Genomic DNA, 17,175 nt, shown 5'->3' with positions numbered 1-17,175 from the left:
AGACACCGGCGACCGGCCGGTGCCCGACCCGGGGAGGACACGATGGCGGAGCTGGCGGTCACCGAGAGCGTGACGCTCGACGGTGTGATGCAGGCGCCGGGCAGGCCCGACGAGGACACCCGCGACGGCTTCACGGCGGGCGGCTGGGCCGCGCCGTACATGGACCAGGTCGCGATGGAGCAGGCGGGCAAGGGCATGGCCACGACGTCGGCGCTGCTGTTCGGCAGACGGACCTACCTGGACTTCCACGGCTTCTGGCCGAAGCAGACCGACGGCAACCCGTTCACGGCGATGCTGGACGAGACACCCAAGTACGTGCTGTCCAGGACGCTGACCGGCCTGCCGTGGCGGAACTCGACGCTGCTGACCTCGGTCGACGAGGTGGCCGCGCTGAAGGAGCGGCTGAGCGGCAGCATCGCGGTGCTGGGCAGCGGTGCGCTGGTGGCCTCGCTCGGCGCGCTCGTCGACAGCTACACGCTGCTGATCCACCCGCTCGCGCTCGGCACCGGCCGCCGCCTCACGCTGCCCGCCGGGGCGTTCGAGCTGGTCTCGTCGGTCCCGACCGGCACCGGCGTGCTCATCGCGACCTACGTTCGCACCACGCCTTGAGCGACGCCGCCTCGCGGTGCACGAGTTCGCCGACCTGCTGTGGCCCGCCTGACTCAGGCCCACCAGAACAGCCAGAGCGCGGCCCCGGACACGGCGACCACACCCAGCACGGACAACACGGCCATCCACCCGGCGTGCCGGTCGGCGTACCGCTGCACGAACACGGCGAGCACGGCGGCCGCGATGTGGCCCAGCACGGTCAGCGCACCGGGCCCGGGCATGTCCCGGGCGAACGCGAGCACCTGGAACACGACGACGACCACGGCGAGCACGGACATGCCCACCGCGAGCGCGCCGGACAGCTCACGCCACGGCCCACCACGGTGCCGGGACGCCGGGCCGGGTCGTGGGGCCACCGGCAGTTCCGCCGTGACCGCGTTCGAGTAGTCCACACGACCTCCACAAGTCGGGGGCACTGTAACTCACGGCACGAGCATCGCCCAGGGCTCCGCGGCGGGTCCGGCGGCCTGGCCTTCCTGGCAGCTGCGGCGGAAGTCACACCACGAGCACTGGCGGCCGACCTGTGCGGGGAACAGCACGTCGGGGTCACCGCCCGCCTTGAGGGTGTCGGTGGCGAGGTGGTACTCCTCGGCCGCCTCCTCGGCGCGCGTGCGGTGCCGCGCAAGGGACTCCTCGGTGTGCTCCCACGCCGCGACGGTCCCGGTCGGCAGGTGGTGCAGCTCGACCCTGGTGCACGGCCGCCGCAGGGTGCGCCGCGCGGCCAGCACGTACAGCGCCAGCGCCTGGGAGCCACGCGCGTCGTCGGTGGTCAACGCGGACCGCCCGGTCTTGTAGTCGATGACGACGACCTCGCCGTCCCGCTCGTCGATCCGGTCGACCCGCCCCTCGGCGACGATGGTCCCGACGGGCGCGGAAACCCACCGCTCCAGGCCGACGGGCTCGATCGAGACGTCGATCTCGGCGACGTAGTCGGACACCCACCCGGCGGCACGGTTGCGGTACTCGGCGGCCTGCGCCGGCCCGGCGAACCCCTCGTCGCTCCAGTGCTGCCCGACCAGAGCGGCCGCGGCCTCCGGCGTGCGCCGGGCAAGGGGCAGGTCGAAGAACGCGCGCAAAGCGTTGTGCACCACCGCGCCCAGCGTGCTGTGCGCCCACGCCCCACCCCGCGGCGGTGTCGGCCGGTCGAGGTAGGCCATGCGAAACCGGCGCGGACAGTCCACCCAGGTCGCGAGCCGGGACGGGGTGACCTTGATGAGCCTGCGCGGCATGGCGTCGAACCCGAGTTGCACGGTGCCACGGTAGAGGACAGCACCGACAGGACTACGCCCCGCTCACGAACCCCTGCACCGAGTCCGCGATCAACTGCACCGCGATCGCCGCGAGCAGCAGACCGGCGATCTTCGCGAGCAACGTGATGCCACTGTCCTTGAACACGCGGATCAGCAGCCCGGAGAAGCGCAGGCACAGCCACAGGATGAAGTGGACGGCGACGATGGCGAGCGCCAACGCGATGTACGACCCGGCCTGTCCTTCCGCGTGCCGCACGAAGACGATCGTCGCCGCGATCGCACCGGGCCCGGCGAGCAGCGGGGTACCGAGCGGCACAAGCGCGACGTTGACGTCGTCGACCTCCTGGGGCTGGGTGGTGTCCCGCCCGGTGAGCAGGTCGAGCGCGATCAGCAGGAGCAGCAACCCGCCCGCGCCCTGCACGGCGGGGATCCCGATGCCGAGGTAGGAGAGAATCGCCTCTCCGCCGACGGCGAACATGCTGATCACCGCGAGCGCGACGAGCACGGCCTGCCGCGCGGCACGCACCCGCGCCGCCCGCGTCCTCCGCCCGACCAGACTGAGGAAGACAGGCACGGTCCCGGGCGGGTCCATGATCACGACGAGGGTGATCGTCGCCTCGGCGAACAGACGGGCATCGAACGGCACCGCGCCAGCCTGCCATGCCACAGAGGACATTCGCGCACCAGCCATCAGGCGCCGCCGCGCCAGGGGCGCCGCGAAAGGCGCGTTCAGCCGTCGACGACAGGCACGCCGGTGCCCCGGCGCGTGATCTCCTCCAGCATCTCCGGTGCGGTGGTCTCCTGCCCGAGCCGGATCGTCTTGTTGGTCCCGTGGTAGTCGCTGGACCCGGTCACGATCAGCCCCATCTCGTCGGCGAGCACGCGCAAACGCTTGCGTGCCGCCGGGTCGTGGTCGGGGTGATCGACCTCCACGCCACCGAGCCCGACCCCGGCCAGCTCCTTGATCACCTCGCCGGTCACCGTCGGCCCCCGGTGCGTGGCGAAGGCGTGCGCGAGCACGGTCACCCCGCCTGCCCGCTCGATCATCTCGATCGACTCGAAGATCGGCGTCCGGGAGCTGGGCAGGTAGTACCGCCCCCGGTCGTTCAGGAACCGGGCGAACGCCTCGTCGACCGACGACACGACCCCGGCGCGCATCAACGCCATCGCCAGGTGCGGCCGTCCCGCGGTCGCCGTCTCCGGCACCGACGCCAGCAACGACCCGGCGGAGATGGGGAACCCGTCCGCCGCCATCAGGTCGGCGATCCTGGCGAGACGTTCGCGCCGCTCGGCCCGCGCCCGCGCGTACTCCTCGACCACCGCGGGCGCGTTCGGGTCGAACAGGTACGCGAGCAGGTGGACGGTGCAGTGACCACCGCGCCCGTCCGGGCTCACGCACGACAGCTCCGCCCCCCGGACGAGCCGGAGGCCGGGCGGGAGCGCGCTCCGCGCCTCGTCCCACCCGGCCGTCGTGTCGTGGTCGGTGATCGCCAGTGCGGTCAACCCGGTCGCGGCGGCGTTCGCGATCAGCTGTGCCGGGGTGTCGGTGCCGTCCGACGCGGTCGAGTGGGTGTGCAGATCAATCCTCACACCCCTATTGAACGCTCTAGCCCACCATCGGCTTGCGCCTGGCCAGCCGCTGCGCCTTGATCATCGAGAAGCGGGTCTTCTGCGCTTCCTTGTCGCCGAAGACCAGCTCCGAGATCGCGTCGTAGACCTGCTCGGCCTTGGGCAGGTACTCGAGGCGGTTCAGCGCCTGGATCTGACCGGCCGACTCGACGATCATCGTGCCGTAGCCCAGTACGCGGCCCAGGAGCGGTCGTTCGTAGGTGAGGTCGGTGACCTTGCCGATCGGCATCATCAGCACCTTCGTGGTGATGATGCCGGTCGTCATCATCATGCGTTTGTCGGTCACCACGATCCGCTCCACCCACCAGGACACGACCTGGTAGGCGAAGCGGAGCAGTACGAACAGCGCCGCGTACCACAGGACGTTCTGGACGAGCCACATCGACGGCGGTAGCAGGTAGGACACCATCACCGCGACCGCGAGCAGCGCGATCGTCTCGAAGATGTCCCAGGCGAGGCATGCCCAGTGCAGGCGCACCCGGATGACCCGGCGTTCAGAGTCAAGCAGGTACTCGTCTGAATCCCGTGGGGCGAACATGGTTCGACGTTACTCGGCTCAGGTCTGGAAGACCGAGCGTACGAACGTGATGACCGCTTCTGCCGCGTCCTTCAGGGTGTTCAGGATGGACGTCACGAGTGCTGCGGACTGCACGGGTTGGGTGACCAGGAAGAACACCAACAACGCCGCGCCAGAGATTATGAGGACCTTCTTGGCTTTCACCGGGTGTTACTCCGTGTCCATGGGTGGGTTGCTGACCTTTGCGTTCTTGAAAACCGTTGTACAGCACGGTGCGGCCAAACGGGAGACTAGTACTGCTCTTGGGGCAAGGGTCGGGTAACTCGCCTCCCAGCCGCTACTCTGCGTGTCCATGAACGACTCCGACGGTCCGATGATCCGGTGTGTCGGCGCGGTCGTGCACGACGCGGAGGGGCGGTTGCTGCTGGTCCAGCGAGCCAACGACCCCGGCCGTGGGCAGTGGTCCCTGCCAGGTGGCCGCGTGGAGCCCGGGGAGAGCGACGCGTGCGCCGTCGCCCGCGAACTCCGCGAGGAGACCGGCCTCGAGGTGCTGGCCGGATCCTTGGTCGGGAGCGTATCGCGACCCGCTCCGAAGGGTGTCTTCATGATCTTCGACTACGCCGCACAGGTCGTCGGCGGCCGGCTTTCCGCAGGTGACGACGCCTCCGCTGTCGCGTGGGTGGACCTCGTCACATTCACCGACCTCGACCGGCGCGGTCTGCTGGTCGACCGGCTGGCGGCGACACTGACCGGCTGGCGGGTGCTCCCCCGCCATTAGCGGCTCACACCAGCCAGTGCATGCGTTCGCCGTGCCACGAGGTCTGCGCGAGCACGGTCGTCTCCTCCGCGCCGTCGACCCACCGGGTGCTCGCGAGCACCGCCTGTCCGGTGTCCAGGTCGGGCCGGTCCGGGCACAGGCCGGTCGCGTACGCCTCCAGGCTCACCCAGTGGGCCGGTCGTCCGGCGGCCAACTCAGCGACCGCCGACCGGAAGGCCGTCACCCGTTCGGCCGAAAGTGATCGCAATGCGTTGCTGGTGAGCAGGATCACGGGCAGTTCGAGGGGGATCCGGGCCGCCGCGGCGGCGAGGTCCCCGACGGGGTCGCCCTTGATCAGCGTCGGTGCCTTCTTCCTGCGTGCCGTCGCCGCGGCGCCCAGCTGCCGCAGCCGGTCCGGCTGGTCCGGCCAGACGCAGGCCTCCAGCCACGCGTACTCGTCCTCGTCGTCGAGGTCCACCGGATCGGGGTCGAGCCCGATCTTCGCCGACACCAGGAGCCGCTTCGGGATCGTCGGGCCCTTCCGCCCCGGTTCGAGCCGCAGCGCGCAGTGCAGCCCCAGCGCGGCCCGCCCCGGCCCGGCGACGATCTGGCCGGACTGCTCCGACTGGTACCGGTACGAGTACAGGTCCATGCCCAGCAGCAGACCGGCGCACGCACCGACCTCGAGCAGCCCCACCGGTCCGCCGCCCGCCTGCCGCGCCGCGTATGCGACGGCCGGGTAGAACAGGGCGGCCCTGCCGACCTCGTTGCCGCGCGGCACCCGGCTCGCGACCAGCGCCCGCACCCGGTCGGCCCGGTCCAGCACGAACGTGCGGAACATCGGCCACAGGCCCGGGTCCGGCCCGTAGGAGCCGCCCAGTGCCGGGTAGTAGTTCGTCAGCTCGTGGAACGGTTCCGCCTGCAGCACGCGCTGGACCGCGGCGAGCAACAGTGCCGGATCGGGCGTGGTCGCATCGCTCAGCAGACCCGCCACCTCGTCGTCATCCGCCGCGTGCGCGGCGAGATGGCTGTACAGGGGCGAAACTTCCGCTGCTTCGTCGGCGAACCGCCGCAACCGATCCCGAACCTCATCCAGCGCGGCGCTCATGCCCCCTAGTTTGCCGCAGGCTCGGGCCGGCCGGGCTGTTCGCCTCCCCGGGCCTGTCCGTAAGAGCGCTTCGGGACCATCACCTTGCGCCGGAAGACGCAGACCACGGTGCCGTCCTGCTTGTAGCCGCGGGTCTCGACGTACACCACACCGCGGTCGTCCTTCGACTTCGACGGCGTCTTGTCGAGGACCTCGGTCTCGCCGTAGACGGTGTCGCCGTGGAAGGTCGGCCTGACGTGCCGCAGCGACTCGATCTCCAGGTTCGCGATCGCCTTGCCGGAGACGTCGGGCACGGACATGCCGAGCAGCAGCGAGTAGATGTAGTTGCCGACCACCACGTTCCTGCCGAAGTCGGTGGTGTTCTCCGCGTAGTTCGCGTCCAGGTGCAGCGGGTGGTGGTTCATCGTGAGCAGGCAGAACAGGTGGTCGTCGTACTCGGTCACGGTCTTGCCGGGCCAGTGCTTGTAGACAGCCCCGACCTCGAACTCCTCGTAGTAGCGACCGAACTGCACGGCGAACCTCCCTGTCATGACCGGACGCGAGCAGTCTGTCAGGTGGAGTACCCTCGACAACTGGTGTGTGAGTGAGCCCGCACCAACACGACCCGAGGAGGTGAGGACGCGTGAGCGACCCGCATAACCATGCCGGCGTGACAAGTCGCAGTAGCACCCGCGTCCTCGCTGGAAGGGTCACCCGCTAAGGCAGCAGGTCCCCGCTGGTTCCGGCCGGACGCTCCGGCGCCTTTCTGGCGCGTGCCGTCCTGTCTCCCAGCTGGAGGTCACCATGCCCGCCATCCCCTCGCTCGGCAACCTGCGGGGCCGGAACAACCGGCGCCACCAGCATCCCGTGCCCGCGACGGCGCAGGCACACGTCGTCGACTGCGGCGTGTACGTCGACGGTGAGCGCCTTCCCGGCCAGTGGTCGCCGGTGGACGCGATCACCGAGGTCCGGCGCAGGCGCGAGGGGTTCGTGTGGATCGGGCTGTACGAGCCGGGTGAGGAGCAGCTGCAGGGCATCGCCGAGGTGTTCGGGCTGCACGAGCTCGCCGTGGAGGACGCGGTCACCGCGCACCAGCGGCCCAAGCTCGACCGGTACGAAGAGACGCTGTTCATGGTGCTCAAGACCGTCCGGTACATCGAGCACGAGTCGCCCACCACCGCCAACGAGATCGTCGAGACCGGCGAGATCATGGCGTTCCTCGGCAGGCAGTTCATCGTGACCGTGCGCCACGGCAAGCACTCCGGCCTGCAGCAGCTGCGGGAGGAGCTGGAGGCCGCACCCGACCGCCTGACCATCGGGCCCGCCGCGGTGCTGCACGGGATCGCGGACCGGATCGTCGACTCCTACCTCGCCGTGAGCGAGTCGTTCGAGAACGACATCGACGTGATCGAGACCAGCGTGTTCGCGCCCCGCAGCACGATCGGCGCCGAGCAGATGTACCTGATGAAGCGGGAGATCCTGGAGCTGCGCCGCGCGGTCATGCCGCTCGCGGTGCCGCTGCGGCGGCTCGCGGAGGGCTACACACCGCTGGTGCCCGAGCAGGTCCGGTCGTACTTCCGGGACGTCGACGACCATCTCACCACGGTCTCCGACCGGGTGGCGAGCTTCGACGAGCTGCTGAACACACTGGTCGACGCGACGCTCGCGAAGATCTCGCTGCAGCAGAACACCGACATGCGCAAGATCACCGCGTGGGCGGCGATCATCGCCGTGCCGACGATGGTGGTCGGCGTGTACGGCATGAACTTCGACTACATGCCGGAGACGCACTGGCGGTTCGGCTACCCCCTCGTGATGCTCGTGATCCTGGGGGCCTGTCTGATCCTCTACCGCATCTTCCGCCGGAACCGATGGCTGTAGCTGGGTCGCACCCAGCAGTCCGGTTGATCACCCGTCCATGTGTGTCGAGGGAGGTTCCCCATGTCGAAGCTGCTCACCAACCCGCGTTTCTGGGTGCTGACGTTCGTCGTCACCTGGCTTGTCGTCGTCACGGTGCTGATCGCCATGGGGCCGGACATCGCCCCGGACACCGCGGGCGGCCGCTGACGACCCGGCCGCGCGGACAGCGCCCCGGACACGGCCCGGCTCAGTCGTCGTCGGCGCCGATCACCGGGGTGCTGGCCTTCTCCGGTTTGCCGAAGATGTCCAGCGGGTTGCCGACGACGCGGCTGTGGGACTTGTGGTCGGCGTCGCCGCCCTTGCCACCCGCACCCATCATCGGGGCCATCGGCATCATGCCCATGCCGCCCATGCGGCCGCCGCTCCTCGGTTCGTTCGCCGCTGCCGCCGCGACCGGGGCCGGGGCCTCCGGCCTGGGGACCTGTTCCCCCGCCACCGTGTAGTTGCCGGGGGCCAACGGCGGGGCCGACGGGCCACCGCCGACACCACCACCGCCCCCACCGAAGCCGCCGCCGCCACCGCCGACAGCACCCGCCTTGTCCGTGCTCGTGTCCAGCGCCTCGGCGGGCGGCGGCGCCGACGGCGCGGCGGGCGGCTCGGGCATCGACCAGTTGTCCTGCGGGAACGTGTGCGCCATCGTGACGCCCTGGAAGGCGGCCGAGCCGTCGACACCCTCGCAGAGCTGCACGAAACCCTCGAGGATCTGCCGCACCGCCTCGAAAAGCTCCTTGGTGGGCCTGCGCATGAGGTCGAGGTACTCGCGCGTCCGGTCGTCCCCCTGGACCGGGATCGCCATGGCCTCCGACGCGGTCTCCGCGGTCTCCGCCATGACGCTCGCCAGCTGCACGACGATCTCGCGGATGCCGTCCGCGGTCTTGTCGAGCACGTCGGCCATCGCGATCATCGCGTCGGACAGGTCGTTGCCCGCCAGGCCCACCTTCTGCATGTACGCGATGAACGACTGCGCCGCCTCGCCGTCCCACGCGGCGTCCAGCTTGCCCAGCGGTGTGGTCAGCGCCGCGGTCACCTGCTCGGTGCCCTCGCCGACGAGCCGCCAGCGGCCCGCCTCGGCGTGCAGGTCGCTCCACCGGCCCACGACCGGGGCGAAGTACTCCTCCACCGGGTCGTCGACGCCCAGGTGGCGCGCGAGCCTGGACAGGTAACCGAGCTGGACCGCGACCTGGTTCTCGACGTCCCTGCCATCCGGCGCGGCCGTGACGTCGGCGACCTCGTGGCTCACCGCTCCTCCCGGCGGATCGTCACGCCACCCTCGTCGTCGGTGTCGACGTACCCGGCGGTGACCTTCGCCAGCCCGTCGGACGCGGCCCCGAGCGCCTCGACGGCACGCGCCAGCTGCTCACGCAACAGCTGTGCGGCCTTGCCGTAGGCCTGGGTGGTGTGGACGGTCCGCCCCAGCTGACCGAACGACTCCTGGTCGAGCGGCTCGATGGCCATCGTCCTGACGCCCTCGGCAAGCGCCTCCGCGCTGTTGCCCGCGAGCTGCGCGTACCCGCCGACCCACGTCGCGTCGAACTTGATCCCCGTCACAAGTCCACCCTTCGTCAGGCCTCCGACGATAGGTGACCACGCGTGGTTCCCACCGGTGCTTGTGCAACGAGGTACCCACGCGGGGACAGGACTTTGCGAACAGAATCAGCCGCCACCCTGCGCTTCCGCGTCCTCCGACGGGTACTGCCCCGGCCCGAACGGGATCGAGTCGTAGCTCTGTTCCACGTCCTTCACGCTCAGCGAGGCCCCGTCGGGCAACAGCTGGATGATGCTTCTGGGCGCCGGTTTCTGGTCGCCGAGCCCGAGCCCGGCCGCGGTCCGCGCGTCGGGCACGCCGTACTTCACGCCGCGGTCGGAGACCAGCGTGATCTGCCCGCGGGTGAAGTCCTCCGGCGACGTCGCCTGCCGCACCACGGCACCCCGGCCGGGCGGCATGTAGAAGTGGTCGATCCGGATCCCGTCCGCGTTGGGGCTGGAGATCGCGACCGTCTGCGGCTCGTTGTTCTGGTTCGTCTTGATGCCCGGCAGCTTCTTGCCGACGTGCACCGCCGTGAACTCCTCCGCGTTGTCGCCCTCGCCGGAGTAGCTCCAGCCGAGGCAGGCGACGGGGAAGTTCTTCGGGTCGAGCACCTCGGTGTCCCGCTCGGGGAACGTCGAGTCGTCGATCTCGCGGCGCTGCTCGACGTTCGCGATCAGCGCCGGGCTGACCGCGGCGATCCGCTCCCCGCCGAGGTTGCGGTAGTACCGGATGAGGTTGGCGGTCGACCGCTTGATCTCCTCGATGCCGTCCTTGAGCAACACGTAGGTCCTGGTCACGTCGCCTGCCCGCTCGACCTCGAACACCGAACCGACCTTCCGCAGCTCCGGGTTGTCGAGGTCGACGTCGGAGTCGGTGTCGCGGCCCGCGATGCCCGGCGACTTCAGCGGCGCCTTCTCCGGGATGGCGTTGAGCATGCCGGTGGTGATCGTGCGCGGCTCGACGCCGTTGAGCTCCAGCGCGGTCCGCACCCGGTCGTCCTCGAGGTCGACCTCCGCGCGCACCGCGCTGGTGTTGGGCAGGTTCGCCGTGCCGGGGGTGCGGTAGACGAGGTAGGTCTTCCCGTTCGGGGCCCGCACCAGCAGCGACTCGTTCTGCTTCAGCTCGGGACCGAGCTCCTTGACCCCGGCGATCACCGTGGTCTCGACCTTGTTCTCCTTCGCCGGGTCCGGCAGGCCGTCGTCGAGGATGTACTGGTCGCACACGGTCCACAGCGACTCGATGCGCTGGTCCGCGCTCGGCAGCAGGTCCGGCCCGTCGGCGATGCCCGCCTTGCGGCCCTTCGGGATGTCCCGGAGCTCGTTGTCGTCGACCACGGTCGGCGCGACGACCTGCGGCACGGCCCCACCCTGCTGGTCGGCCTGCGCGTCACCGCCGTCCGAGGAATTCTGCTGCTGCGCCATGAGCAGCAGCCGCGCCGACGCCATGTTGAACACGGGCACCAGCTTCTTGTCCGGCTTGGCGATGAGCACGTAGACCTGGCCAGACGGCTTGCCGATGACGATGCCGTCCTCGTCGGGCGCCTTGGGCTTGGGCGACAGGATCCCCCAGATGAGGAAGCCCAGCAGGCCGATCGCGGCGATGCACACCCCGACGACGGTCGCGCGGCTGTGCGTCCGCATCGGGTCGTGCAGCATCACCGCGTCCTTGCGGACGAGGGCCGACTGCATCCTGCGCAGCACGAACCGATACGCCTGAACCTGTGACTTGGTAGTCGGTGTAGATGGCATTTCCGCCTCTGCAGCTCCCCGATCGCGGTACGGTTCCGCAGGATAGCCCCATCGGCGTCGGTTGCACGGCGGTTCCGGGCAGGCGGCAGAATCGGGAGCCTGCGGGGCACACAGGTGACGAGGGGAAAGATCGAGCGGATGTCGGTGAGCACTCCTCCACGGCGCGGGAACGGCGGCACGCCCCCTCCGGCCCAGCCGCCGAGACCGCCGGGGTCCGGGGCCCCCGTCGGTCGGCACGGAGGACAAGGTGCCCCCGCACACCCGGCAGGCCCCGGCGGCCCCGCCGGACCGGGCGCGACACCGGGGCGGGCGACACCGCCGGGTGGCGTGCCGGGCATGCCCGCCGCTCCCGTTCGGCCCGCCCCCGGCGGACCGGGCGGGCCCGGTGGTCCCGGACCTGGTGGCCGCGGCGGTCCTGGTGGCCCCGGCAGGCCTGGTGCCGCCGGTCCTGGTGGTCCCGCCGGTCCTGGTGGTCCCGGTGGGCCTGGTGGGCCCGGTGGGCCTGGTGGGCCTGGTGGTCCGGGCGGCTCGGGTCCTGGCGGACCCGGTGGGTCCGGTCCCGGTGGGCCAGGTGGACCTGGTGGTCCCGGCGGCAACGGTGGATCGTCCGGTGCACGACCGCCGGCAGGCCCGCCCCCGCCCCCGATGACCGCGCGGCGGCGCACCAGGGGTGCCAGCCTCGGCGCGCTGCCCGTCACGAACCTGGTGGTCCTCGAGATCGCCGTCGCGATCGGGTTGGTCCTGCTCGCGATCGACATCGACCTGGTGTACGTCGCGATCGGCATCGCCGTCGCCGGTCTGCTGATCGCCGCCATCCGCTGGCGCGGCCGCTGGTTCACGCAGTGGATCGGGCTCACCGCCCGCTACGCGATGCGCTCACACTCCCGCCTTTCCAAGCCGACCAAACCGGTCAGCATCGAGGGCATCGCCGACTCCGACGTCACCCCGGTCACCGGTCCCGACGACCCGCGCGTCAGCCTGCTGCGCCTGGCCGTGCCCGACCTGGTCGTCGCGCACGGCCAGGACCACGAGCGCAGGCCGCTCGGCCTCGCCTGGCACGACGGCACGTGGACCGCGGTCCTGCTCGTCGACCCCGCCCCCGGCCTGGTCACGCAGCTCGGCGGCGCACCGAACCTGCCGCTCGGCGCGCTCGCGCCGTGCCTGGAGGACCGCGGTGTGGTGCTCGACGCCATCCAGGTCATCTGGCACTGCTACCCGGGCAGCGCCGCGCTGCCCCCGAACTCCCCCGCCCTTGCCTCATACATGGAGCTGCTCGGCCCGCTGCCCGCGGCCGCGCGCCGCACCACGTGGGTCGCCGTCCGGCTCGACCCGCGCCGCTGCCCGGCCGCGGTCCGCGAACGGGGCGGCGGCGTGCTCGGTGCGCACCGCGCGCTGATCGGTGCGCTGTCCCGCGTCCGCAACGCACTCGAGTCGCGTGGTGTGCCGACCCGTCCGCTCGACCCGGACGAGCTGCTCAAGGCCGGTATCTCGGCCGCGGAGCTGACCGGCGCGCTGCACGTGCCCGCGCCGGGCCCCGGCCAGCCGCAGCAGCTGCCGCAGACCCCGAGGGCCCGGCTCACCGAGCGGTGGACCGGGGTGACGGTCGCGGGCATCGGCCACGCCAGCTACGCGATCACCGGCTGGTCCAAGGGCAAGCCCGCGACCAGCCTCAACGCGCTGACCGGGGTGCGCGCGCTGTCGTCGACGGTCGCGGTGTCCATCTCGCCGGGCGCCGAGGACGACCAGGTCGGCATGCGCGGGCTCGTGCGGGTCAGTGCCCGCACCCCCGGCGAGCTGGAGTACGCCGACGAGCGGCTGACCACGATCTCCGACCGGCTCGGCATCACCCTGACCCCGCTGCGCGGGCTGCAGGTGGCCGGGCTCGCCGCGACGCTGCCGCTGGGAGGCCGAGCGTGAGTGAGTCGTCGAGGCTGCTCGAAGTACAGACCGGCAACGGGCTGACACAGGAGTTCCTGATGTCGCCCTCGATGCTCGACGCGGTCAGCCCGACCGGCGACCGGGGCGGCATGATGCTCGGCTCGTCGATGCAGGGCGAGCCGATGACGATCTCCGCGCTGCGGCCCGCCCCGACCCGTCTCGTGCTGGTCGGCGGGCTGTACCTGGCGCGGCAGGTCGCGCTGCGCGCCATGGCGGTCGGCGCGTGGGTGGTCGTCGCGACCGGGCGGCCCGCGGCGTGGCAGGTGCTGCAGAAGGCCGCGGGCACCGGACCGGACGGGCGGCCCGCGCCGCTCGTGCAGATCCGGCGCCTGAGCCCGGTCGAGCTGCCCCGCCCCTCCGAGGACGGCCCGCTGCTCGTCGTGCACGACGGTGGCCCGACGCCGCAGGAGCTGTTCCCGCCCCGCTCGCCGTGGCAGACGACGGTGTACGTGCTGCCGTACATGCACCCGCAGGCCGGGGCGACCGCGAACGCGGCGGACCTGGTGCTGCTGCAGCGGCTGCCGGTCGGTCAGGCCCAGCTCGCGGCGCGGGTGTGGCGGCTGCCGCCGCCGATGGTGCACGAGCTGACCACGCTCGCCGACGACGAGGTCGTCGCGCTCGGGCACATGCTGTGGAAGCGGATGAAGCTGATCACCAACACCAAGGAACAGCAGATCCTGGGCCCGGTGCGGCGCGGCGACTGAGAACGGCGGGCCGGGACGCGGCACCCGGGGCGACTCCGGCGTCAGTGATGACCGGAAGCGCGTAGATGCGGTGTCTGCCCGGCGAGCATGTCGAGCTGGGCGCGCACCCGTACGAAGTCCGACTCGTCGCGCAGCTCCAGAGCGATGGCCGCGGCGCGTTCGGTGGTCTCGGCGAACGACCTCTCCGCCGCGTGCAGCCGGTCGAGCACCCGCAGAGCGGTCCCGGCCGGCCTGCCGTCCCCCAGCTCCAGGTTCTCCCCGAGCCGCGCCAGCCGAAGGGACTCGGCCAGTTCGTCGTCCAGCGTCTGGCCGATCCCGGCGAGCCAGTCACGGCCCGCGCCGTCCGGCAATGTGGTGACGACGTGGTGGTACGCGGCGACCGAACGTGCGCACGTCTCGTAGGAGCGTGCCCAGCGCCCCGAAGCACGCAGGCCGTGCGCCGGAATCTGCGTCACCGCGGCCATCTCGGCCGCACGTGCGACCCGCCGTTCGGCCTCGGTCGGGTTGCGCAGCCACGTCCGTGCGGCGGTCTGGGCGGCCAGTCCGAGCAGCGCCCCGATCGCCGCGCCGATCGGCACCATCACGATCATGCCACCCACGAAGTTGGCGGCCACGCTGTTGTCCGCGCCCCGCTCGCCCGGACTCGCCGCGTACAACACCGCGACACCGACCATCGCCAGGGCGCCCAGTATCGCGCACACGAGCCACCCCGCACGCGCGATCGCATGCGAGAGCGGCCCGCCACGCAGAGCCATCCGCGCGCGCCAGTCGTCGCGCCTTTCCGTGCCGCGTCCCACCGCTCACCTCCGACGCCACTGTATGTCCTCTGTGACCTCGGCGTCAGGAGCATGTCAGAGACGTTCGCGCACGTTGCGGGTCTGTTCTGCGCGGGCGGTCAGTTGGTCCGGGGGCGGGTAGTCCACTCCGACCAGGGTCAGGCCGTGCGCGGGGGCGACCGTGATCGTGCTCGGGCGGGTTCGTGCCGTCAGCAGCGAACCCGGCCACTCGACCGGTTTGCGGCCCTCGCCCACCGCGAGCAGTGCGCCGACCAGGCTGCGGACCATCGAGTGGCAGAACGCGTCCGCCGACACCGCCGCGGTCACCACGTCCCCGTCGCGGGCCCACGTGAGCCGTTGCAGGTCGCGGATCGTCGTCGCGCCTTCGCGGCGGCGGCAGAACGCGACGAAGTCGTTCAGGCCCACCAGAAGCCGGGACGCCTCGTTCATCGCCGACACGTCCAGGCGGCGGGGCCACGTCACGGTGTCGTTTCGGCGCAACGGGTCCGCGGCCCACTGGCGGTCGCACAGCCGGTAGCGGTAGTGCCTGCGCACAGCGGAGAAACGGGCGTCGAAACCCGGCGGGGCCACCGAGACCGAGTGCACACGCACGTCCGGGGGCAGCGCGCGGGCCAGGCGGTTCAGGTCCGGCGCCGTCGGCAGGTCCGTGTGCGCCACCTGACCGGACGCGTGCACGCCCGCGTCGGTGCGGCCCGCGACGGTCAGCCGGACGTCGTGGCGCAGGACCATCGACAGGGTGTCCTCGATGACCGCGCACACCGTGCGGCGGCCCGGCTGGCGGGCCCAGCCGGAGAACTCCGTGCCGTCGTAGGCGATGCCGAGCTGGAACCGGACGAGCCCGCCACCCCTGGGGGCGGCGGGCTCGTCGGATGCGAAACCGGTCAGGACTCGTCGTCCTGCTGCGACGGCGGCTTGCTGAAGCCGGCCTGCTCCGCGTCCTCGGCGGTGGTGAACCACACCTCGGCGACGGTCCGGTCGTAGTGCGACGTGCCCGGCTCGTGGTACAGCATCGAGTCGGCGTTGCCCTTGATCGGGAAGCCCTCGGGCTCCGAGCCGTCCTCCAGCGCGACATGGCTGCCCGCGCCGTAGGGGTGCTCGTCGTCCGACGTGCTCTCCTCGACCTCGACGTCCGCCGCGGGGGTCTCGACGGCCGTGTCCTCTGCCGGGGTCTCCTCGGCGGGGGTGGCGGCCTTCTCGTCCTTGGCGAACTTCGTCTTGCGTGCGGCCTCGGCCTCCGCGGTGACGGTCTTCTCGGCCACCAGCTCGATGATCGCCATGGGGGCGTTGTCGCCCTTGCGCGGGATCGTCTTCAGGATGCGGGTGTAGCCGCCGTTGCGGTCCGCGAAGAACGGGCCGATCTCCGTGACGAGACGGTGCACGACCTCCTGGTCCCTGATCACCTTCATGATCAGGCGCCGGTTGTGGAGGTCACCCCGCTTCGCCTTGGTGATCAGGCGCTCCGCGTACGGCCGCAGCTTCTTGGCCTTGGCCTGGGTGGTGGTGATCCGGCCGTGCTGGAACAGCGATGTGGCGAGGTTTGCCAGCATCAGCCGCTCGTGGGCCGGCGAGCCGCCCAGGCGGGCGCCCTTGGTTGGCGTGGGCATTACAGCTGCTCCGTCTCCGCGTAGTCCTGGCCATCGTCACTGCCGGCGTCCGCGCCAACGCCACTGTCCGACCAGCCCTCGCTCGAGTAGTCCGAGGCGGCGGTGGTCGGGTCGAACCCGGGCGGGCTGTCCTTCAGCGCGAGGCCGAGCCCGACGAGCTTCATCTTGACCTCGTCGATCGACTTCGCACCGAAGTTGCGGATGTCCAGCAGGTCGGCCTCGCTGCGCGAGACAAGCTCACCCACGGTGTGGATGCCCTCGCGCTTGAGGCAGTTGTACGAACGCACGGTGAGGTCGAGGTCCTCGATCGGCATCGCGTAGGCGGCGATGGTGTCCGCCTCCTGCGGCGACGGACCGATCTCGATCCCCTCGGCGTCCACGTTGAGCTCGCGGGCGAGACCGAACAGCTCGACCAGCGTCTTGCCGGCCGACGCGACGGCGTCCCGCGGGGTGATCGACGGCTTCGTCTCGACGTCGAGGATCAGCCGGTCGAAGTCGGTGCGCTGCTCGACACGCGTCGCCTCGACCTTGTAGGTGACCCGCAGCACCGGCGAGTAGATCGAGTCGACCGGGATCCGGCCGATCTCAGCGCCCGCCTGCTTGTTCTGCACCGCGGGCACGTAGCCGCGGCCGCGCTCGACGACGAGCTCGATCTCCAGCTTGCCCTTGCCGTTCAGCGTGGCGATGTGGAGATCGGGGTTGTGCACGGTGACGCCGGCCGGCGGCACGATGTCCCCCGCGCTGACCTCACCGGGTCCCTGCTTGCGCAGGTACATGGTGACCGGCTCGTCCTCCTCGGAGCTGACGACGAGCTCCTTGAGGTTGAGGATGATGTCGGTGACGTCTTCCTTCACACCCGGCACCGTGGTGAACTCGTGCAGCACACCGTCGATGCGGATGCTCGTGACGGACGCGCCAGGGATCGACGACAGCAGGGTCCGCCGCAGCGAGTTGCCCAGCGTGTAGCCGAAACCCGGCTCCAGCGGCTCGATGGTGAACCGGGAACGCGTCTCGTTGACCGGCTCCTCGCCGAGCGAGGGCCGCTGAGAAATCAGCACTTTCTTGTTTCCTTTACCTCAGGGGCGAC

22 protein-coding genes are annotated in these 17,175 nt (G+C 71.0%); 7 read left to right on the top strand and 15 right to left on the bottom strand.

Annotated features, from left to right (window positions below; all coding sequences use genetic code 11):
• The first annotated feature begins 42 nt into the window (after window positions 1-42).
• Entirely contained in the window at window positions 43-609 is a 567-nt protein-coding gene (locus ACFPCV_RS10245) for a dihydrofolate reductase family protein (protein ID WP_378055846.1), read from the top strand.
• Between the two features lie 53 nt (window positions 610-662).
• Here the strand turns inward: ACFPCV_RS10245 and ACFPCV_RS10240 are convergent, their stop codons facing one another.
• Genes ACFPCV_RS10240 through ACFPCV_RS10215 form a run of 6 tightly spaced genes read right to left on the bottom strand, consistent with a single transcriptional unit; the run spans window position 663 to window position 4,209 of the window.
• Entirely contained in the window at window positions 663-1,001 is a 339-nt protein-coding gene (locus ACFPCV_RS10240) for a hypothetical protein (protein WP_378055845.1), read from the bottom strand.
• A gap of 30 nt (window positions 1,002-1,031) precedes the next feature.
• Window positions 1,032-1,838, bottom strand: a complete 807-nt coding sequence (locus ACFPCV_RS10235; protein ID WP_378055899.1) for a RecB family exonuclease — start codon at window positions 1,836-1,838, stop codon at window positions 1,032-1,034.
• A 52-nt stretch (window positions 1,839-1,890) separates the two neighbouring features.
• Window positions 1,891-2,535 (bottom strand): MarC family protein, encoded by a 645-nt coding sequence (locus ACFPCV_RS10230; RefSeq protein ID WP_378055844.1) that lies wholly within the window; start codon window positions 2,533-2,535, stop codon window positions 1,891-1,893.
• Between the two features lie 53 nt (window positions 2,536-2,588).
• Entirely contained in the window at window positions 2,589-3,449 is an 861-nt protein-coding gene (locus ACFPCV_RS10225) for a PHP domain-containing protein (RefSeq protein WP_378055843.1), read from the bottom strand.
• Window positions 3,450-3,465: 16 nt separating this feature from the next.
• A complete protein-coding gene (locus ACFPCV_RS10220; protein WP_378055842.1) occupies window positions 3,466-4,026 on the bottom strand; it encodes a PH domain-containing protein in 561 nt (186 codons plus the stop codon).
• A gap of 18 nt (window positions 4,027-4,044) precedes the next feature.
• The gene (locus ACFPCV_RS10215) at window positions 4,045-4,209 is read right to left on the bottom strand and encodes a hypothetical protein (protein WP_378055841.1); all 165 of its coding nucleotides are present in this window, start codon (window positions 4,207-4,209) and stop codon (window positions 4,045-4,047) included.
• 148 nt (window positions 4,210-4,357) lie between these two features.
• On the opposite strand from ACFPCV_RS10215, the gene ACFPCV_RS10210 reads away from it, so the two are divergent.
• On the top strand, window positions 4,358-4,783 hold the full coding sequence (locus tag ACFPCV_RS10210) for an NUDIX hydrolase (protein WP_378055840.1): 426 nt from the start codon (window positions 4,358-4,360) through the stop codon (window positions 4,781-4,783).
• Between the two features lie 4 nt (window positions 4,784-4,787).
• Here ACFPCV_RS10210 and ACFPCV_RS10205 read toward each other — a convergent pair whose 3' ends face one another.
• The gene (locus ACFPCV_RS10205; protein ID WP_378055839.1) at window positions 4,788-5,870 is read right to left on the bottom strand and encodes a DUF2332 domain-containing protein; all 1,083 of its coding nucleotides are present in this window, start codon (window positions 5,868-5,870) and stop codon (window positions 4,788-4,790) included.
• Window positions 5,871-5,875: 5 nt separating this feature from the next.
• Window positions 5,876-6,382 carry a MaoC family dehydratase gene (locus ACFPCV_RS10200; RefSeq protein WP_378055838.1) on the bottom strand — a complete coding sequence of 169 codons (507 nt, stop codon included), beginning with the start codon at window positions 6,380-6,382 and terminating at the stop codon, window positions 5,876-5,878.
• A gap of 271 nt (window positions 6,383-6,653) precedes the next feature.
• Here ACFPCV_RS10200 and corA point away from each other — a divergent pair, with 271 nt between their 5' ends.
• A complete protein-coding gene (gene corA, locus ACFPCV_RS10195; RefSeq protein WP_378055837.1) occupies window positions 6,654-7,730 on the top strand; it encodes a magnesium/cobalt transporter CorA in 1,077 nt (358 codons plus the stop codon).
• Window positions 7,731-7,790: 60 nt separating this feature from the next.
• On the top strand, window positions 7,791-7,916 hold the full coding sequence (locus ACFPCV_RS10190) for a hypothetical protein (protein ID WP_378055836.1): 126 nt from the start codon (window positions 7,791-7,793) through the stop codon (window positions 7,914-7,916).
• 40 nt (window positions 7,917-7,956) lie between these two features.
• Here ACFPCV_RS10190 and ACFPCV_RS10185 read toward each other — a convergent pair whose 3' ends face one another.
• The 3 genes from ACFPCV_RS10185 to eccB all read right to left on the bottom strand — a co-directional run bounded on the left by ACFPCV_RS10185 (window position 7,957) and on the right by eccB (window position 11,045).
• A complete protein-coding gene (locus ACFPCV_RS10185; protein ID WP_378055835.1) occupies window positions 7,957-9,009 on the bottom strand; it encodes a WXG100 family type VII secretion target in 1,053 nt (350 codons plus the stop codon).
• The gene (locus tag ACFPCV_RS10180; protein ID WP_378055834.1) at window positions 9,006-9,317 is read right to left on the bottom strand and encodes a hypothetical protein; all 312 of its coding nucleotides are present in this window, start codon (window positions 9,315-9,317) and stop codon (window positions 9,006-9,008) included. Before ACFPCV_RS10180 ends, ACFPCV_RS10185 begins: the two co-directional genes overlap by 4 nt.
• A 105-nt stretch (window positions 9,318-9,422) precedes the next feature.
• Window positions 9,423-11,045 (bottom strand): type VII secretion protein EccB, encoded by a 1,623-nt coding sequence (gene eccB / locus ACFPCV_RS10175; protein WP_378055833.1) that lies wholly within the window; start codon window positions 11,043-11,045, stop codon window positions 9,423-9,425.
• A 247-nt stretch (window positions 11,046-11,292) separates the two neighbouring features.
• Here eccB and ACFPCV_RS10170 point away from each other — a divergent pair, with 247 nt between their 5' ends.
• Genes ACFPCV_RS10170 through ACFPCV_RS10160 form a run of 3 tightly spaced genes read left to right on the top strand, consistent with a single transcriptional unit; the run spans window position 11,293 to window position 13,687 of the window.
• The gene (locus ACFPCV_RS10170; RefSeq protein WP_378055832.1) at window positions 11,293-11,694 is read left to right on the top strand and encodes a hypothetical protein; all 402 of its coding nucleotides are present in this window, start codon (window positions 11,293-11,295) and stop codon (window positions 11,692-11,694) included.
• Window positions 11,691-12,962, top strand: a complete 1,272-nt coding sequence (eccE, locus tag ACFPCV_RS10165) for a type VII secretion protein EccE (protein ID WP_378055831.1) — start codon at window positions 11,691-11,693, stop codon at window positions 12,960-12,962. The genes ACFPCV_RS10170 and eccE overlap by 4 nt, the downstream gene beginning before the upstream one ends.
• Before the next feature lie 59 nt (window positions 12,963-13,021).
• The gene (locus ACFPCV_RS10160; protein WP_378055898.1) at window positions 13,022-13,687 is read left to right on the top strand and encodes a hypothetical protein; all 666 of its coding nucleotides are present in this window, start codon (window positions 13,022-13,024) and stop codon (window positions 13,685-13,687) included.
• A gap of 41 nt (window positions 13,688-13,728) precedes the next feature.
• Here the strand turns inward: ACFPCV_RS10160 and ACFPCV_RS10155 are convergent, their stop codons facing one another.
• The 4 genes from ACFPCV_RS10155 to ACFPCV_RS10140 are packed head-to-tail and all read right to left on the bottom strand — an operon-like array spanning window position 13,729 to window position 17,146.
• Window positions 13,729-14,484, bottom strand: coding sequence for a hypothetical protein (locus ACFPCV_RS10155; RefSeq protein ID WP_378055830.1), 756 nt, complete (start codon window positions 14,482-14,484; stop codon window positions 13,729-13,731).
• Between the two features lie 54 nt (window positions 14,485-14,538).
• Complete coding sequence (gene truA / locus ACFPCV_RS10150; protein ID WP_378055897.1) at window positions 14,539-15,369, bottom strand: tRNA pseudouridine(38-40) synthase TruA; 831 nt, start codon at window positions 15,367-15,369, stop codon at window positions 14,539-14,541.
• Entirely contained in the window at window positions 15,366-16,088 is a 723-nt protein-coding gene (gene rplQ / locus ACFPCV_RS10145) for a 50S ribosomal protein L17, sunset domain variant (RefSeq protein WP_465251557.1), read from the bottom strand. Before rplQ ends, truA begins: the two co-directional genes overlap by 4 nt.
• The gene (locus ACFPCV_RS10140) at window positions 16,088-17,146 is read right to left on the bottom strand and encodes a DNA-directed RNA polymerase subunit alpha (RefSeq protein WP_378055829.1); all 1,059 of its coding nucleotides are present in this window, start codon (window positions 17,144-17,146) and stop codon (window positions 16,088-16,090) included. The genes rplQ and ACFPCV_RS10140 overlap by 1 nt, the downstream gene beginning before the upstream one ends.
• Window positions 17,147-17,175 lie beyond the last annotated feature (29 nt).

Source organism: Actinophytocola glycyrrhizae (genome assembly GCF_042653545.1).
Classification (GTDB): Bacteria; Actinomycetota; Actinomycetes; order Mycobacteriales; family Pseudonocardiaceae; genus Actinophytocola; species Actinophytocola glycyrrhizae.
The sequence above is the reverse complement of the archived record's forward strand: the minus strand, read 5'-3'. Positions and strand labels throughout refer to the sequence as shown.

Bases quoted from the DNA above. Each gene is read 5' to 3' on its own strand.
- ACFPCV_RS10245 (WP_378055846.1), top strand. From the start codon at position 43: ATGGCGGAGCTGGCGGTCACCGAGAGCGTGACGCTCGACGGTGTGATG.
- ACFPCV_RS10235 (WP_378055899.1), bottom strand. From the start codon at position 1,838: ATGCCGCGCAGGCTCATCAAGGTCACCCCGTCCCGGCTCGCGACCTGG.
- ACFPCV_RS10230 (WP_378055844.1), bottom strand. From the start codon at position 2,535: ATGTCCTCTGTGGCATGGCAGGCTGGCGCGGTGCCGTTCGATGCCCGT.
- ACFPCV_RS10220 (WP_378055842.1), bottom strand. From the start codon at position 4,026: ATGTTCGCCCCACGGGATTCAGACGAGTACCTGCTTGACTCTGAACGC.
- ACFPCV_RS10210 (WP_378055840.1), top strand. From the start codon at position 4,358: ATGAACGACTCCGACGGTCCGATGATCCGGTGTGTCGGCGCGGTCGTG.
- ACFPCV_RS10205 (WP_378055839.1), bottom strand. From the start codon at position 5,870: ATGAGCGCCGCGCTGGATGAGGTTCGGGATCGGTTGCGGCGGTTCGCC.
- corA (WP_378055837.1), top strand. From the start codon at position 6,654: ATGCCCGCCATCCCCTCGCTCGGCAACCTGCGGGGCCGGAACAACCGG.
- ACFPCV_RS10190 (WP_378055836.1), top strand. From the start codon at position 7,791: ATGTCGAAGCTGCTCACCAACCCGCGTTTCTGGGTGCTGACGTTCGTC.
- eccB (WP_378055833.1), bottom strand. From the start codon at position 11,045: ATGCCATCTACACCGACTACCAAGTCACAGGTTCAGGCGTATCGGTTC.
- eccE (WP_378055831.1), top strand. From the start codon at position 11,691: ATGACCGCGCGGCGGCGCACCAGGGGTGCCAGCCTCGGCGCGCTGCCC.
- ACFPCV_RS10160 (WP_378055898.1), top strand. From the start codon at position 13,022: ATGTCGCCCTCGATGCTCGACGCGGTCAGCCCGACCGGCGACCGGGGC.
- rplQ (WP_465251557.1), bottom strand. From the start codon at position 16,088: ATGCCCACGCCAACCAAGGGCGCCCGCCTGGGCGGCTCGCCGGCCCAC.